We start from the raw sequence: 15,785 nt of genomic DNA on the forward strand, positions 1-15,785 counted from the left end.
GAGAGTCTCCGTGTTCATTTGGCCATCGCTCCTGATGTGAAGTACCACCGCAGTGGGATCCGCTCGATGCGGGAGAAAATGAGGGTGATCGCGTACCCGATGATCCCGACAAGCACCGCTCCGGCCCAGGTCTGCGCCATCTGGAAGGTGCTCGAGGAGTTGAGAATGTAGAAGCCCACACCGCGGTTCGCGGCGAAGAGCTCGCTGACGACCATCACGGTGATGCCGATGGGCAGCGCCACTCGGATGCCCGCGAAGATCTGAGGCAGGGCGCCCGGCAGCACGACCCTGCGGAAGTAGCGAGCCGGCGGGATGCGATAGACCTTGCCGAAGCGCCGGATCGTGGGTTCGATGCCCCGCACGCCGTCGATGGTGTTCAGCAGGATCGGGAAGACGCAGGCGAACGCGATCGTATAGATTTTCGGACCGGGACCGAGCCCGAACGTTCCGACGATCAGCGGCACCAGCGCCGCCTGGGGTACCGAGCGAGCGAAATTCACGAAGGGATCGAGCGCTTCGCGCAGCCACCGGATCTCTCCGATGAGCAGCCCGAGCGCCACCCCGATGACGATCGCGAACGTCAGGCCGAGGAGGAGGTTGCCGAGACTGAAGCCCAGGTACCCGATGAGCAAACCGTTAGCGAGGTCGCGCCAGAGCGTCTCGAGGATCGTGGCGAGCGGCGGAAAGAAGACGTTCTCGCTCCCCGCCGACGTGAACCACCAGAGCAGCACGAGCACGACGACCAGCCAGCACTTCTCGGCTGTTGTACGGATGAATCTCACGCTAGGCCTCCTGTCGGTTCCACTTGAGTGCACGCGACTCCACGGCGGCGATGGCAGAGTTGAGCGCCCAGCCGACGAGGCCCGCGAAGATGATGTACGCGAATGCCACGTCCCAGCGCGATGCCTCTTGGGCCATCGTGATCTGGCGCCCCAGTCCGGGAGTCTGGCTCAGCACCCCGACTCCGACGGCGACCAGGATCGAGATCGACGCCGCGATCCTGAGCCCCGTGGAAATGAGCGGCAGCGCGCCGGGTACCGTCACTCGCCAGAATCTGCGGAGCGGCGAGATTCGGAACACGGCGACCGTATCGGCCACCGCCTGGTCCTGTCGACGGCTCCCGGCAATCGCTTGGATCAGGATCGGCCACAGGCAGGACAGGAAGACCATGAGGATCTCCATTCGCGCGTTGACCCCGATGACGAGCACGATCACCGGCATGAGCGCCAGCATCGGGAAGGATCGTCCGAACTCGACCACCACCCCGACCGAGCGGGAGAGGAACCCGTTCGTGCCGATCGCGACGCCGAGCACCACCCCGACGACGGCGGCGATGCCCCAGCCGGAGAACGCTCCGAAGAGCGTCTGCCCCACCGCGACCCAGAAGGCAGCGGAGAGGAGGACTGCGGCGAGCGCGGTCACGATCTGCCCGATATCGGGCGCGACCTCGGGGAGTGCTCCGCTCCAGTAGAGCAGTTGCCAGGTACCCGCGAGCACCACGAGCACCAGCAGACGGGACAGGATCAGCCGGGCCCGGCGCGAGAGCCCCCTGCTCTTCGCACCGGGCACTGTGATCGGAATGGTGAAGGTCGTCATCTCAGTACGTCCTCGACGGCTCGATCGGCTTCGGGTGGCTCATCGCAGTGGCGTTCCGCTCCACAGGATCTCTTCGATCGTCACCGGCTTCTGGACAATGCCGTAGGTCGAGAAGGCCTTGGCCTGCACCCCGGCCTGGGCCTCGTCGATCGCCACCGAAACGGGAATGAGCGCCTGCGCCGTGAGCGAGGCCCGGTCGACCTCGGAGATCTCCGCGGTGATGTCGAGGATGGCGTCGACGTTCGCGGGATCCTCGTAGAACGCCTGCGCCTTCTCCATCGCACGAACGAAGGCCGCGGCCGTGTCCTCGTTGTCGGAGACCCACTGCTTCGTCGCGGCCCACAGCGTGACGGGGGTGCCTGCCATGTACTCGGTGGACGGGTTTGAGACGAGGTGCACGTCATCCCGCGCCATGAGCTGCTGGTAGTACGGCGCGGAGGCCAGGACCGCGTCGATCGTCCCCTCGCTGAGCGCCGTCTCCATGCCGGTCGAGGCGAGCTCGACGCGCTCGATCGACAGCGGATCGATACCGAAGTCCTCGGCTGCGAGGAACATCGGGATCTCGGATCCGGTGTTCAGGCCCTGGATCCCGACCGTGCGCCCCGCAAGATCTGCGGGCGTCTCGATGTCACTCGACGCGAGCGTGATGATTCCGGAGGTCGGGTTGTCCGGGCTCGTGTAGCCGTTGCCGGCGATGGTCACGATCGGGACTCCGGCCGCGGCCGAGGTGATCAGGGTGCCCAGCGATCCCGTCGTGATATCGACTTCTCCGCTGACCGCCCTGGCGATGTTCGAGGTCGGGTCGGCGCCGCGAATAATCTCGACGTCCAGCCCCTCCTCCTCGAAGTACCCCTCACGGTCGGCGATATAGGCGGGCTCGAAGTGGATCGGGGCGACCACGAGGGAGAGCGGCGTCAATTCCGACGATCCCGCCCCTCCGGTCTCGGCAGCAGCGTCGCCGCCGAGCGGGTCTGCGCTGCAGCCGGCGAGCGCGAGCCCGGCAGCGGCGAGGACGGCAATGGTTCCGATCAGTCTCTTCTTCATGCGTAACTACTTCCTTGTAGCGCACACCAGCGGTGCGGGTTTATTGGGTGTTGGGTGGAACATGATCCGCTCCCGGAGCAGGTGATCCCGGTGCGGAAGAATGCGCAGCGGCGATGTGTGCCGGCTGCATCGGACTCAACCGTCGAGGTCGATCACGACGGTCTTGACCTCGGTGTACTGCTCGACGCCCTCGATGCCGTTCTCGCGACCAATGCCTGACTGCTTCACACCGCCGAAGGGAATGGCGGGGTCGATCCCGACCGCGCTGTTCAAGCGGATCGTGCCGGCGTCGATGCCGCGAGCCATGCGGAGCGCGGTGGTCATGTCGCGCGTCCAGACGGAAGCGGAGAGGCCGTAGTCGGTGTCGTTCGCGCGGTCGATCAGGTCCTCGATCGATGCCGAGTCATCGAATCGCTGCACGGCGAGCACCGGTCCGAAGATCTCCTCACGGGCGAAGCGCATCTCGGGTCGCACGTCCGTGAACACCGTCGGGCGCACAAAGAACCCCGGCCCGTCGACGCCGCCGCCGCACTCGAGGGTTGCTCCGTCGGACTCCGCCGAGGCCACGTACGCCAAGACTCGTTCCTTCTGCACTGCCGAGATCAGGGGGCCGAGATCCGCGTCCGGCTCTCCGCCGACGCGAAGCGATTCAGCGATCCGAACGAGCCCTGCGACGAACTCGTCGTGGATGCGCTCGTGCAGAAAGAGCCGCGATCCGGCGGCGCACACCTGACCGCTGTTGCCGAAGACGCTCATGGCGGCAGCGGGGATCGCCCGCGCGAGATCCGCGTCCGCGAAGACGAACACGGGGGACTTCCCACCCAGTTCAAGCGAGCAGCGGGTCATCGTCGCAGCGCACAGCTGTCCGATCTCGGCTCCGACCCGGGTCGAGCCCGTAAAAGAGATCTTCGCGACATCGGGGTGCCGCACCAGCGCATCTCCGGCGACGGTGCCGAAGCCTGGGACCACGTTCACGACCCCGGCCGGAATACCCGCGTCGTGGATCAGCTCGGCGAACCGGAGCGCCGTGACGGGAGTCAGCTCGGAGGGTTTCAGCACGACCGTGCAACCGGCCGCGAGCGCCGCAGTCACCTTGTTCACGGCCATCGGCAGTGGCGCATTCCAGGGCACGATCGCGCCCACGACGCCGAGCGGCTGCCGCAGCGTCATCGCGTGCCACGTGCCGGGCCTCGACATGTCCCGTGTCTCGCCGTGCAGCCGCGTCGCCCATCCGGCGTTCGCGATGGCGGTCTCGGCGGCGTGAGCGACGTCGAAGGCCCGGGCGACTCCGAGCGGTTTGCCCGTGTTCCGGGACTCCATCAGCGCCAGTTCCTCGAGGTGCTCCTCGAGGAGCTCGCCGAGCCGGTGGATCAGTCGCCCGCGCGTCGCCGGAGCGAGCGCAGCCCAGGGTCCCCGCGCGAGGCGAGCTGCACGGACGGCATCGTCGACGTCCTCGGCGGAAGCGAGTTCGACCTGCGCGAACGCCTCTCCGCTGCGAGGATCGATCAGGTCGGCTGGCCCCCCACGCCCCGCGACGAACTCGCCTCCGATGAACGGCCGCAGCGGTGACGCGAGGAATGCATCGGCACCGGCCTCGGCCGTTGCCGCGGTGATCCCGCTCACACCGAGCCTCCGTTGCTCTGCAGGAGTTCGCGCACCAGCGTTGTCGTCGCTGCGGCGTGCGCCTGCACCGCGCGGCAGGCCGCTTCCACGTCCCGGCGCTCCAGCGCCGCGACGAGGTTTCCCTGACTCGTGCCGTCGAAGAACTCGTCCCAGGCTTCCACGGGAACGGTGTGCGACCACACGGCCCCGATCCCCATGCGGTTAAACGCACGGGTCAGCTCGAGTGAACCGGCAAGGCCGGTGATACGATCCTGCAGCATCGTGTTCAGATCGAGGAACTCGCGCATCGCTCCCGGGACCGAACGAAGCTGCTGCATGCGTGAGTAGATGTCCCTGATCTCGCGCGCGACATCATCGGTGAGCGCACTCATTTGCGTCGTGAGCACTCCGCACTCGATGGCAGCGCGCCCCTCGACGCAGTCGCGCATGAGCTCCGCGGTAATGGGCAGGATCAAGATCCTATTGCCCGGTTCCACTGTGACCAGCCGATCGACAGCGAGTTTCGCGATCGCTCGACCCAGGGTTTCTCTCGAGAGTTCCAGGGCGCCTGCCACAAGGTCGAGGTCGATCGAGTCTCCGCGGAGCTCTCGATGCTCGAGCACCCACCGCCGGACGGTGAGGTACGCGTGCTCTTCTGCCTCGGAGTGGAACGAGCCGAACGCACCCCGATAGTAGGTCAGCGGCTGGGCCGAAGACGCGCGCGCGTCGAGCACTCGTCCGAGGAATACCGTGTGCGTGCCTCCGGTCGCTTCTTCGTCGACCGAGCACACGATGCGTGCGAGCGCCCCCTCGAGCGTGGGCACACCGAGCACCTCTTCAACCGCGACACCCGCAAACTTGTCGTCGGACTTCTTGGCGAAGCGGAAGGCAAGTTCGGTCTGTTCCGCGCTCAGCACATTGATCGCGAACCGCTGCGCGCGCTGCACCTGGTCGTGCGTGTGGCTCGAGCGATTCAGACAGACGAGCATCATGGGCGGATCCATCGACAGCGAGCTCACCGCGGACACGGTGGTGCCGAACGCGACCCCGTCGACCGTCGTCGTGACCACCGCCACGCCACTGGCGAAGTGTCCGACGACGTGGCGGAAGACGTCGTCATCGACCCGGGGTTCCGCGTCGTCGAGTGCTGGGGTGCTCACGGGTGTGACTCTCTTTCTGTGGTGCGGGATGTGGGATGCGACGGGTCAGGCGATCAGCGCGACCAGCGCACGCATGCTGTCGAGATCCTCGAGGTGGTCGACGGCGTCCTGCACTCGTCGCGCGTCTGCAGTGGAGATCCGGCCGCCGAACTCGACGTTGAGGAAGAACTTCTCGGCCACCTGATCCCGTGTGAGCGGGTTCCGGTGCAGATCCCCCAGTACAGCTTCGACCCTTGTGCGAAACGTCTCCCCCGAACGGGTCCGCACCACCGCTTCTGCGGTCTGGTACTCGTGCGGCGACAGACTGTCGACGAGTGTGACGCGATCCAGGAGATCGCGCACCTCGGCGCGTGCCATGTACGCGGCGCTGAGATGCTCGGGACGGACGGTTCCCTCAAGAAGCCCGACCGCAACGTTGTAGGGAATGCTGAAGAGCCCATCCACCTCGGATCCCGGTGCAGCGGCGAACTCCTGTCCGGTGAAGCCGCGTTTGGTCGTCGGCGTCACGTGGATCTCCACGGCTTCGATGTCGCGCGCCTCGAGCCGATGGGCGTGCTTGAGACGAATCACCGCGTCCAGGGCGGGATGGGCGGCCCGGCACGACGCCCACGGCTTGATGATCATGTCGCCGAAGTAGCTCCGGCCGAGATCCTCCAGCATCCGCTCCGGATGGGGGTCCGGGCTGAAGAGAGTGAAGAAACCGAACGAGGACGTCAGTGCGTCGTGCACTCCCGAGAAACCCGCTGCGGCGAGATCCGCCGACACAACGGCGTTGCGCGCGGCCATCGCCTGCGGCAGTTTGAAGGAGGAGGCCTTGTCGAAGAGGTTCTGCACCGTTCCGGACATCTGGTTGAGCGCGTGTCCGAGCGCATCGCGATACTGCTGAGCACCGAAGCCGGCGAGCTTGCCGACGATGGCGGCGCCACCCATCACGTTCACGGTTCCGGTGTTGTCCCCGCCGCTCGCGGTGTGGAAGCCGGAGGCAACGGCCAGTCTTGAAGCCAGATCATCTCCGAGTACGAGCGCCTCGAGGAATTGCGCTCCGGAGGCGTCTGCCCGCTCGCTCGCGGCGAGGGCGACCGGGACCGTCGTGCCACTGATGTGCGCGGCCACCATATTCGCGTCGCCGGCTTCTGCGCCGACGGCCTCGAAGTCGTAGGAGCGCATGGACAGCGCGTTGAGCATCGCGGCGTGCGGGGCCGGGAGAGCGGTCCCCGTTCCGATGACGGTCGACTCGGCGCTGCCGCCGTACGAGGCGAACACCGACCGTGCAGCAGCGTTCCCTGTGGCGTCGACGCCTGCGAGGATGTTGCCGATGCTGTCGAGCACTCGCTCCTTGGCGCGTGCGATGGTGGCCTGCGGAATCATGGCGAGTGCCGCCTCTTCCAGATGAGATGCGATGACGCCCGCGTAGTCGCGGTCCGTGGACTCGATCTGCTGCTGCATGTGTGCGCACCTTTCCTCGGCGGCACCATTGCCGGCGGGCTCTCATGGCCTCTGGTGGGCCGATGATCCTCAGTCTTCCAGGAGCAGACGGTCTCGAAAAGACTGATGTTTTGGATCAATAAGCTCAAGATTATTGAGGTTATCCGCGTGAGCTGCACCGACGTCTCGGTCGCCCGGGCCCAACCCGCTCCCGAGCAAGCAATGCCCTCCCGGCTCACGCCCCGCCCATCCTGGCTCCTCACCCCCGCGGCCCCCGCGGCACCCGGCCCCCCGCGTGAGCGATTTCGGGGGCGCCCCGTCCACTTTCACAACAGAACGCGCTCACGCCCCCTCGCTACGGGCGTCGCGTGAGCGATTTCCGGGGCGCACGGCGCGCGTCAGCACAGCATTCGCTCACGCCCAAAAAGAGGAGCGAGGGGTGGGAATGCAAAGCAGGCGCGGAGGATCAGGTCAGCTCGACAACCACCCGGGCCATGCGCCCCGTGGGGCGGTACTCGGCCGACGCCGGGCTGGAGGGAGACGCGGCACGGTCCAGAGGCGGGGATCCAGCACCAGCACGATCACCACCACCCGCCACCACCCGCGATACACACCCGCACATCTTCGAGTTCGGCGCCTTCTGCCGCTCCGAGTAGAACACGTCCCGGTGATCCACGGCCCCCTCAAGCCCCAGGATCCGCATCTCGCACAGTCCGCACTCCCCACGCCGGCAGTCGTACATCATGTCGACCCCGGCCCGCTCGAGCGCTTCGAGCATCGACTCGCTCGGCTGCACCTCGATCGTCACCCCGTACTGCGGCACCTCGACCTCGAACGGCTCCGCCTCGAACCACCCCGAGTTGCCGAACGTCTCGTACCGCAGCGCCGTGATGTCGCGGTCGCTGCGCTCCCAGCTGCGCCGGATCGCCTCCATGAGCCGGATCGGCCCGCACATGTACAGCTCGGCGTCGGCAGGCACCGTCGCGAGCAGCGCGTCGACGCTCATGCGCCCCGATTCCTCGGTCACGTGGGCCACCAACCGGTCCCCGTGCGCGGCCTCCAGCTCGGCGAGATACGCCATCCGCTCGCGCCGGCTGCCGACGTAGTGCAGCACGTAGTCGAAGCCGAGCCGCTGCAGCAGCGACGCCATCCCGAGGATCGCGGTGATCCCGACCCCGCCCGCGACGAGCACGTACGACGGCGCCCCCACCCGCAACGGGAAGTCCTGGAGCGGCTGGGTGATCCGGAGCACGTCGCCCGGCTGCAGCCCGTGCATGAACAGTGATCCTCCGCGCGACATCGGGGCGCGGAACACGCTCAGGGCGATCCGGTCGCCGTCAGCGCTCGCATCGACGACGGAATATGACCGCTCGTCCTCGCGCTCCCCCTCGAGCCGCACCACGACGTCGACGTGCGCACCCGGCTTCGCGGGCGCGGGCCGCGACGGGGCGAGCACGATGCGCCGGATCCCGAGCGCGACGTCCGCGCACTCCACGACCGTCGCGTCCTGCCACTCGACGTGCTTGTCCGCCACGGCGCTACCCCGCCGCCGGAGCGGGCGCCGCGGCGGGCACCGCGGCCGGCACCGCGGCCGCAGCACCAGCGGACGCCGAACCCGCAGCACCAGCGGACGCCGAACCCGCAGCACCCCCGCCCGACCCGGTCAGCCGGTACTCCTTCGCCCGCTGCGGCGGCGCATCTCCCCGCCCCTCGGCCGCCAGCCCCCGCTCGAGCATCCGGCGCACCCACATGCCGCCCGCGTCGATGTTCAGGTTGTAGAACTCGTAGTCCGGGTTCGCATCGATCGCCTCCTGCTGCGCCTTGAGCATCGCCTCGTCCTCCCCGAACACCCCGTGCACCCCGTTGCGGAGCTGCGTCGTGATGACCTGGCTGTCGAGCCGGTAGTTGCGCATGAACGCCCAGAAGTAGTGGCAGCTGCGATCCTGCTCGGGGCTGATCGTGTTCATGACGTACCCGTTCACGCCCTGGGATCGGTCGCCCTCATACGCCCCGGTGCCGGCCGCGGCGACCCCCACGTCGATGCAGATGGTCGAGGGGTAGGAGTAGTGGATGATCTGCCAGCGGTCGACCTTGCCCGAGAACCCGGGGAACTTGTCGCGCATGTTCTTGAGCCAGAAGGGCGGCGGATCGATGTTGAGCATCCACCGTGTCACGGTCACCGAGTGCTCGTCGTGCGTCACGAAGAACTCCGATTCGCTGAGCTCCTCCTGCCCGATCGACGACGAGTGCACGAACTCCTCGTGCGTGAGGTCCATCAGGTTGTCGAGCACGAGCTGGTAGTTGCAGGGCGCGTAGATGGTCTCGCCATCGCCCGCCCACTCGGCGGAATCGAGCTGGTGCATGTCGGGGATTCGGGCGGGATCGGCGAGCGTCGGGTCTCCGAGCCACACCCACAGGTAGCGGTAGCGCTCCACGATGGGGAACGACGGCACGACCGCCGACGGGTTCAGCGTCTCCTGCGCGGGCATGCCGGTGCAGCGACCGGCCGGGTTGTAGCGGAGCCCGTGGTAGGGGCACTGGATCTCGTCGTTGCCGACGAGCGTGCCCTGCGAGAGCGGGGCGAGCCGGTGCCAGCACGCGTCGGCGAGCGCCACGGGCCTGCCGTCCTGGGTGCGGTAGAGCGCGAGCGGGCGCCCGGCGATGGTGCGGGCCAGGATCCCCTTCGCGGTGATCTCGTAGTCCCAGGCGGCGACGTACCAGGCGTTCAGCGGATACGTGAGCAGTTTCGCGGTGGATGTCGAGGATGCTTCGACGGTCATCAGGCACTCCTTTGTGTCATGGACCCCTCGGCCGAGGGGCAAATAGCTATCGAGATAGTTATTTACGGTGGTTCCACTGTACAGCCGCGGGATACGCTTGCCAACAACCGCTCACCCCAGAAATCGCTCACACCGCAACCGGCACGCACCCAAATGCGCTCGCACCCGCAACCCGCTTGCACCACCACCCACCCGCACCCCGATCGTGAAAGCCCCCGTCACATGAGTCTGCGCTCCGCACTCCTCGCCCTCATCTCGGGCGGCCCGCTCACCGGCTATGACGTGGTGAAGCACTTCCGCTCGTCCGTCGGCCACCTCTGGCACGCCCCCGACTCCCAGATCTACCCCGAGCTCCGCAAGATGCAGACGGCGGGACTGCTCGAGGGAACCCCGGTGCCGTGGGGCTCCGCGGGCGCCACCAAGACCCAGTACTCGCTCACCGATGCGGGGCGCGACGCGCTTGCGGACTGGCAGGCCACCTCGCTGCCCTACGCGCCGGAGCGGGATCAGGCCCACCTTCTCGCCGCGTACTTCGAGTGGGGGACGCCCGACACCGCGCGCGACCGACTGGTCGAGCACATCGCGTTCTTCACCGCGGCGAAGCGCAGCGCGGAGCAGCAGGTGCAAGAGATTCGGGATCGCACGAGCGCCACACTCCAGCGCCGGTTCACGGCGACGGACCCGGCGGACTGGGATCGCATCGCCGCGTTCAAGCTCTTCGCCTACGAGGGCAAGATCGCCCGCGCCGACGCCGAGATCGCGTGGGCGGAGCGGGGAATCGCGCTGCTGGCGTCGGCGGAGTAGCGGAGCGACGGAGCGGAGTAGCGGAGCGGCAGACACGGAGCAGCGGAGCGGCAGACACGGGGCAGCGTAGCGGCAGACACGGAGCGACGGGCAGCGCTACCGCGCGGGATTCCGCTTCCGATGCACGAACCCCGTCAGCATCGCGATCAGCGAGCCGATCAGCGTATCGAGCACACGCTCCCCGGCCGTGCCGAAGAGATCGGCGTTGCCCGTCGCGGCGCTCGTGAGGAGCAGCACCAGCGGCGTGATGAACACGAGCGCCAGCGCGTAGTTGCGCACCACCACGATCTCGATCATGAACTGCAGCAGCGGGAAGAGCAGCACGAGCGCGATGGGCACCTGCGCGAGCGGGGCGATCGCCAGGTAGACCGCGGCCCCGAGCACCGTGCCGACGGTGCGGTGGAGCCCCCGCCCGAAGGAGTGGAGGCGCACGGCGCTCAAGCCGACGACCGCGACGCCGGCCGACACGGTCCAGTACGCGCGGTGCGGATCGAGCAGCCACACGCTGATGGCGGCGCCGAGCACGGCGACGAGGGCGATCCGGAGCACGAGCTGCTGCTCGCCGCGACCGAGCCAGGGCCCCGGCAGCACCTCGCGCAGGGGCCGCACGGGTCGTGCACGCTCCGTACGGCGCACGAGCGGGGTGAGCGCGACGAGGTACGAGAACACCATGCCACCCGCGAGCGCGCACAGGAAAGTGCTGGGCGGCGTGATCCTCTCGCCATCGACCACCCCCGTGATGTTCGCCGCGAGCCCGAAGATGAGCACGAAGAACACCGGCCCGGGCGGCCCGAGCCGGTAGGCAAACGCGAGCGCCGCGCTCCCGACCGCGACCACAACGAGCCCCGCCGTGAGCAGCCACGGCCAGGGGGTCAGGATCGTGCCGAGTGCGGCGCACGCGAGCAGCGCGGCACCGACGATCGGCAGCACCTTTGCGCGCTCCCCCGCCGCCGCACCCGCCGCGAAGAGTGCGACGAACGCCCCGGCGGCCGTCTGCAGGCCGATCCCTTCGTGGCCGAGCAGGGTGAGCACGCCGAAGGGCACCGCGATCGAGACCGCGGCGCGCACCGCGATCGCGAGGCGGGGACCGGGTCCGGGCGGCAGCTGCACGAGGCTGCGCACCGCCTGCACGACACCGGTCGACGGGGAGAAACGGGTCACTCGACCTCGCCGAGGTCGCGGAGCACCCGCTCCGCGAGCTTGAAGGCGGTGTTCGCCGCTGGCACGCCGCAGTAGAGCCCCGCCTGCAGGATCACCTCCTTGATCTCCGCAACGGTGAGGCCGTTGCGGCGGGCAGCGCGCACGTGCATCTCGAACTCGTCGTGGTGCCCGAGCGCGATCATCGCGGTGAGCACGGCGACGGAGCGGGATCGGCGATCCAGGCCGGGACGCGACCAGATGTCCCCCCAGGCAGTGCGGGTGATGAAGTCCTGGAAGTCTGCGGTGAACTCGGTCATCGACGCATTCGCGCGATCGACGTGCGCGTCGGAGAGCACCTCGCGACGCACCGCCATGCCGCGCTCGGTGCGCTCGGCGTCGCTGAACCCACTGGCGTCGCTGAACCCGTCAGCGTCGCCGAATCCGCCGGCATCACGCACTCCGCCCGCGCCGCTCACGCCGCCACCTCCGCGAAGAACTCGAGCAGCGCGGCGCTCACGGCGTCGGGCTGCTCGGCCGGCGGCTGGTGCCCCGCATCGGCGATCATCACCTTGCGACCGTTCGCGACCCCGGCCACGGTCTCGTCCTGCCGCTCCTCCGGGGCGACCCCGTCGAACGCACCGCCCATCGCGAGGATCGGGATCCGGATCTCGCCGAGGCGATCCCGCAGATCGTAGCCCGCCAGTGCCTCCGCGCAGCGCGCGTACCCCTCGTCGGAGACGCTCTGCAGCACCCGGAGGATCCGGCCCGTGATCTCCGGCTGGTTCGCGATCGAGTCGGGGGCGAACCAGGCCTGCGCCGAGGCCGTCACGAGCGCCGACGTCGACTGCTCGCGCACGAACGCGGCCCGCGCGATCCAGTGCTCCGCGGTGCCGAGCGACGCGGCCGAGGCGATGACCGCCGATCCGGCGAAAAGATCAGGATGGCGCAGCGCGAGCGCCAGCCCGAGCGCGCCTCCGATGGACACCCCGGCGTAGAGCGCCGGCCCGGGGGTGAGCTCCCGCACGGCGGCCGCGACGGCGTCGGCGAGCTCCTCGATCGTGAACGGCTCCGTGGGCACCGGCGCCGCGTCATGCCCCGGGAGCGACAGCAGCGTCACCCGGTAGTGCGCGGCGAGCACGGGCACGACCCGTTCCCAGATGAGGGGACCGGTGCCGAGGGAATGGCCCAGCACCACGAGCGGGCGGCTCGGGGCGCCGACCGGTTCGGTGAGGGCGATCTCGGGCAGGGTCATGGCAGCTCCTTCTCGGGGGTCGCGGGGTATCCGGGGGGCTCGGGACGTTCGGGGGACGCGGGGCGCTCGGCGGTCAGGGCGTCTGCGGCGAGCGCACCGTCGACGAGGTCACCGGCGAGGCCGAGGTAGTGCGCGGGGTCGAGGATCTCGTCCACATCGATGCCGGCGGAGGCGAGATCCGGCTCGGCTCGGAGCAATTCCGCGAGATCCGCACTCCGTCCGGCCTTCGCCACCAGGCCCCGCACCCGCTCCGCGCCGAGCACCGGGCCCAGCACGATCGCGAGCCGCTCCGACACGATGAGCCCACGGGTGAGCGCCAGGTTGCGCGCCACCGCGTCGGGATCGACGCACAGCCCGTCGAGGAGCACCGCAGCGTGGGCGCTGGCACCGCGTGCGAGTCGGAGCAGTTCGCGCAGCGTCGGCCACTCCGCGTGCCACGCGCCATCCGGGCGCTCATCGACGGCGAGCGCCGCCGCGGTGTGCAGCGTCGCGGCGAGCCCGGGGGCGCGCAATGCGGCCGACCGGATCAGCACCGATCGTGCGGGGTTGCGTTTCTGGGGCATGGCCGAGGACCCGCCGCCGGAGCGCTCCGCCAACTCGCCGACCTCGGTGCGGCTGAGGGTGGCCACGTCGGCCGCGACCACCCCGAGCGCGTCGAGGGCGCGGGTCAGCGCGTCTCCGAGCTCCGTGACGGGCCAGCGCTGCGTGTGCCAGGGGCCGTCCGGCACCGCGAGCGCGAGCTGCGCGGCGAAGGCGGCCGGGAGCGCGCGTGCCGCGTCGACCCCGCCGATCTGGACGAACGAGGCGAGGGTGCCGCCCGCCCCTGCGAGCTGCGCGGGGAGCGTGGCGATCGTGCGGTCGAGGTGATCGGCCGCACGCCGGATCCCGCGCAGCCACCCCGCGGCGCGGAGCCCGACGGTCGTCGGTACGGCGTGCTGCGTGAGGGTACGAGCTGCAGCGACCTCGTCGCGGTGCTCGGCCGCGAACCGTTCGAGCGACGCAGCCGCTGCGCGCAGCTCTCCGAGGGTGGCGGTCGCGGAGCGGTGCGCGAGGAGCATGAGGGCGGAATCGAGCACGTCCTGGCTGGTCGCGCCGCGGTGCACCCACGTGCGGGCCTCGGCCGCGACCCGGTCGCGGAGCAGCCCGACGAGCGGGATCACCGGGTTGCCCCCGGCCACGGCATCCGCCGCGAGCTGCTCGAGCGGGGCGTCGGGCCAGGCGCACCCTTCGCCCGGACCGCGCCATCCGAGCGCCGTGGAGATCTCGTCGGCCGCGGGTCGCGGGGCCACCCCCACGTCGGCCCACGCTCGCGTGAGCGCCACCTCGGCCGCCACCAGCGCCTCGAGCACAGCGGCGTCGCTCAGCTCTGCGTCGGTGCCGACGGTCACGGGCGAGAGCAGACCGACGTCACCGATCACCCGGCGGCCGGACTCGGACGACTCAAAAGGCAATGAACACGGTCTCCTTCTCACCCTGCACGGAGATGTCGTGAGTGAGATACCCCTCGGGTGTGCGCGTTGCAACGAGCGTAGCGCGCTCCTCCGACGTGAGCGAGGAGAGGAATGGATCCGCGGCGAGCGCGGCAGCGTTCTCCGGCAGGTAGATCCGGGTGTGCAGCTTGTCGGGCAGCCCGCGCGCGAAGACGACTGCGGCGAAGAACGGCGCCTCGCCGGCGACGGAGCCCGGGTTCCGCGTCCAGAATTCGAAGTGCCCCTCGTCGCTCGTGAACGCACGGCCGAACCCGGTGAAGGAGTGGTCGTCGCGGGTGAGCGTGCCGCGGACGCGGGGCACACTGCCGTCGGTGTCCGCGGCGAAGATCTCGACCATCGCGTCGGGGATCGGGTTGCCGGCGCCGTCGAGCACCCGGCCGCTCAGCACGATCGCTCCCGGCGAGTGCGGGAAGGCCACCTGGTGCTGCTTCGGGAAGGTCGTGCCGTAGGCGAAGAACGGTCCGACGGTCTGTCCCGGCGTCGGCTCGTGGGTCTTGGCGGGAACTCCCGCGGGGGTCGGTGCGGGCATCAGTGATCTCCCTCCTCGGGCTCGAACCAGGTCGCGTCGGGGCCGTCGACCACGATGTCGAAGCGGTAGCCCATCGAGAATTCCGGCACAGTCAGGTCGTGGTCGTAGGCGCCGATGAGACGATCCCGGTCGCGCTGATCGCGGATCGTGTTGTAGATCGGGTCGAGCGGGAAGAGCGGGTCGCCCGGGAAGTACATCTGGGTGACGATCCGCTGCGTGAACGACGGGCCGAAGACCGAGAAGTGGATGTGGGCCGGTCGCCACGCGTTGACGTGGTTCTTCCAGGGGTACGGGCCCGGTTTGATCGTGGTGAACGCGTACGCGCCGTCATCGTCGGTGATCGCGCGCCCCGCGCCCGTGAAGTTCGGGTCGAGCGGCGCCGGGTGCTGATCGCGCTGGTGGATGTATCGCCCGGCGGAGTTGGCCTGCCAGATCTCGATGAGCTGGTTGCGAAGCGGCCTCCCCCAGGAGTCGAGCAGCCGGCCCGTCACGGTGATGCGCTCACCGAGCGGCTCCCCGCTGTGCTGGAGCGTGAGGTCGGACTCGATCGCGGCGACGTCGCGCTGGCCGTAGGCGGGCGACCAGAGCTCGATGGTCTCGGGATCGACGAGCTTCAGGTTTTTGGTCGGGTGGCGGAGCAGGCTCGAGCGGTACGGCGGGAAGTCGTGCATCGTGCGCGGGAGGGGCTCGCCCGCGCGCACGCGGTCGGCATAGGACGCGTGAAGCGCGGCGGTCTCGGCCGTGATCTCGGCCTGGCTGGCCTGATCCGGGGCCGCGAGCAGCGATTCCGGGGCGGCCGCCGTTGGCGGGGTCTGAGTGGACATTGGGGGCTCTCCTTCGAGGTGAATCCTGACGTCCAGGGTGCCAGCGACGGCGGGATCCCACCGCACCGAGTCTCACTGAGTGGGAGTTCGGGATCCGCGCCGTCTCGCGGCACCTGGCCTCTGGGGTGCCGTCCGGGCT

15 protein-coding genes are annotated in these 15,785 nt (G+C 69.2%); 1 reads left to right on the forward strand and 14 read right to left on the reverse strand.

Annotation, left to right across the window (positions count from 1 at the left end):
• Positions 1 to 14 precede the first annotated feature (14 nt).
• The 8 genes from MUN76_RS08380 to MUN76_RS08415 form a co-directional block, all read right to left on the reverse strand.
• On the reverse strand, positions 15 to 782 hold the full coding sequence (locus MUN76_RS08380; protein WP_244683904.1) for an ABC transporter permease: 768 nt from the start codon (positions 780 to 782) through the stop codon (positions 15 to 17).
• A 1-nt stretch (position 783) separates the two neighbouring features.
• Positions 784 to 1,596 (reverse strand): ABC transporter permease, encoded by an 813-nt coding sequence (locus MUN76_RS08385; RefSeq protein ID WP_244683905.1) that lies wholly within the window; start codon positions 1,594 to 1,596, stop codon positions 784 to 786.
• A 39-nt stretch (positions 1,597 to 1,635) separates the two neighbouring features.
• Positions 1,636 to 2,640, reverse strand: coding sequence for an ABC transporter substrate-binding protein (locus MUN76_RS08390; protein ID WP_244683906.1), 1,005 nt, complete (start codon positions 2,638 to 2,640; stop codon positions 1,636 to 1,638).
• A 135-nt stretch (positions 2,641 to 2,775) separates the two neighbouring features.
• Positions 2,776 to 4,263 (reverse strand): aldehyde dehydrogenase family protein, encoded by a 1,488-nt coding sequence (locus MUN76_RS08395; protein ID WP_244683907.1) that lies wholly within the window; start codon positions 4,261 to 4,263, stop codon positions 2,776 to 2,778.
• Complete coding sequence (locus tag MUN76_RS08400; protein ID WP_244683908.1) at positions 4,260 to 5,402, reverse strand: flavin reductase; 1,143 nt, start codon at positions 5,400 to 5,402, stop codon at positions 4,260 to 4,262. Before MUN76_RS08400 ends, MUN76_RS08395 begins: the two co-directional genes overlap by 4 nt.
• A 45-nt stretch (positions 5,403 to 5,447) precedes the next feature.
• The gene (locus MUN76_RS08405; protein ID WP_244683909.1) at positions 5,448 to 6,848 is read right to left on the reverse strand and encodes an MmgE/PrpD family protein; all 1,401 of its coding nucleotides are present in this window, start codon (positions 6,846 to 6,848) and stop codon (positions 5,448 to 5,450) included.
• 445 nt (positions 6,849 to 7,293) lie between these two features.
• Positions 7,294 to 8,361 carry a PDR/VanB family oxidoreductase gene (locus tag MUN76_RS08410; protein WP_244683910.1) on the reverse strand — a complete coding sequence of 356 codons (1,068 nt, stop codon included), beginning with the start codon at positions 8,359 to 8,361 and terminating at the stop codon, positions 7,294 to 7,296.
• Positions 8,362 to 8,365: 4 nt separating this feature from the next.
• Complete coding sequence (locus MUN76_RS08415; RefSeq protein WP_244683911.1) at positions 8,366 to 9,607, reverse strand: aromatic ring-hydroxylating oxygenase subunit alpha; 1,242 nt, start codon at positions 9,605 to 9,607, stop codon at positions 8,366 to 8,368.
• Between the two features lie 222 nt (positions 9,608 to 9,829).
• On the opposite strand from MUN76_RS08415, the gene MUN76_RS08420 reads away from it, so the two are divergent.
• Positions 9,830 to 10,411 carry a PadR family transcriptional regulator gene (locus MUN76_RS08420; RefSeq protein WP_244683912.1) on the forward strand — a complete coding sequence of 194 codons (582 nt, stop codon included), beginning with the start codon at positions 9,830 to 9,832 and terminating at the stop codon, positions 10,409 to 10,411.
• A gap of 96 nt (positions 10,412 to 10,507) precedes the next feature.
• Here the strand turns inward: MUN76_RS08420 and MUN76_RS08425 are convergent, their stop codons facing one another.
• The 6 genes from MUN76_RS08425 to pcaH all read right to left on the reverse strand — a co-directional run bounded on the left by MUN76_RS08425 (position 10,508) and on the right by pcaH (position 15,646).
• Positions 10,508 to 11,572 (reverse strand): FUSC family protein, encoded by a 1,065-nt coding sequence (locus tag MUN76_RS08425; RefSeq protein ID WP_244683914.1) that lies wholly within the window; start codon positions 11,570 to 11,572, stop codon positions 10,508 to 10,510.
• Positions 11,569 to 11,925, reverse strand: a complete 357-nt coding sequence (gene pcaC / locus MUN76_RS08430; RefSeq protein ID WP_244688725.1) for a 4-carboxymuconolactone decarboxylase — start codon at positions 11,923 to 11,925, stop codon at positions 11,569 to 11,571. The genes MUN76_RS08425 and pcaC overlap by 4 nt, the downstream gene beginning before the upstream one ends.
• A 98-nt stretch (positions 11,926 to 12,023) precedes the next feature.
• On the reverse strand, positions 12,024 to 12,803 hold the full coding sequence (locus MUN76_RS08435; protein WP_244683915.1) for an alpha/beta fold hydrolase: 780 nt from the start codon (positions 12,801 to 12,803) through the stop codon (positions 12,024 to 12,026).
• Positions 12,800 to 14,254: a lyase family protein gene (locus MUN76_RS08440; RefSeq protein WP_244683916.1), complete on the reverse strand. Its 1,455-nt coding sequence runs from the start codon at positions 14,252 to 14,254 to the stop codon at positions 12,800 to 12,802. Before MUN76_RS08440 ends, MUN76_RS08435 begins: the two co-directional genes overlap by 4 nt.
• The gene (pcaG, locus tag MUN76_RS08445) at positions 14,244 to 14,822 is read right to left on the reverse strand and encodes a protocatechuate 3,4-dioxygenase subunit alpha (protein WP_244683918.1); all 579 of its coding nucleotides are present in this window, start codon (positions 14,820 to 14,822) and stop codon (positions 14,244 to 14,246) included. Before pcaG ends, MUN76_RS08440 begins: the two co-directional genes overlap by 11 nt.
• Positions 14,822 to 15,646 carry a protocatechuate 3,4-dioxygenase subunit beta gene (gene pcaH / locus MUN76_RS08450; RefSeq protein WP_244683920.1) on the reverse strand — a complete coding sequence of 275 codons (825 nt, stop codon included), beginning with the start codon at positions 15,644 to 15,646 and terminating at the stop codon, positions 14,822 to 14,824. Before pcaH ends, pcaG begins: the two co-directional genes overlap by 1 nt.
• Positions 15,647 to 15,785: the final 139 nt, after the last annotated feature.

Source organism: Leucobacter rhizosphaerae (assembly GCF_022919175.1).
Taxonomy (GTDB): Bacteria; Actinomycetota; Actinomycetes; order Actinomycetales; family Microbacteriaceae; genus Leucobacter; species Leucobacter rhizosphaerae.

What these genes read in the sequence shown, in the direction of transcription:
- MUN76_RS08385 (WP_244683905.1), bottom strand. Translation starts at nt 1,596, where the DNA reads ATGACGACCTTCACCATTCCGATCACAGTGCCCGGTGCGAAGAGCAGG.
- MUN76_RS08390 (WP_244683906.1), bottom strand. Translation starts at nt 2,640, where the DNA reads ATGAAGAAGAGACTGATCGGAACCATTGCCGTCCTCGCCGCTGCCGGG.
- MUN76_RS08405 (WP_244683909.1), bottom strand. Translation starts at nt 6,848, where the DNA reads ATGCAGCAGCAGATCGAGTCCACGGACCGCGACTACGCGGGCGTCATC.
- MUN76_RS08415 (WP_244683911.1), bottom strand. Translation starts at nt 9,607, where the DNA reads ATGACCGTCGAAGCATCCTCGACATCCACCGCGAAACTGCTCACGTAT.
- MUN76_RS08420 (WP_244683912.1), top strand. Translation starts at nt 9,830, where the DNA reads ATGAGTCTGCGCTCCGCACTCCTCGCCCTCATCTCGGGCGGCCCGCTC.
- pcaC (WP_244688725.1), bottom strand. Translation starts at nt 11,925, where the DNA reads ATGGCGGTGCGTCGCGAGGTGCTCTCCGACGCGCACGTCGATCGCGCG.
- MUN76_RS08435 (WP_244683915.1), bottom strand. Translation starts at nt 12,803, where the DNA reads ATGACCCTGCCCGAGATCGCCCTCACCGAACCGGTCGGCGCCCCGAGC.
- pcaG (WP_244683918.1), bottom strand. Translation starts at nt 14,822, where the DNA reads ATGCCCGCACCGACCCCCGCGGGAGTTCCCGCCAAGACCCACGAGCCG.
- pcaH (WP_244683920.1), bottom strand. Translation starts at nt 15,646, where the DNA reads ATGTCCACTCAGACCCCGCCAACGGCGGCCGCCCCGGAATCGCTGCTC.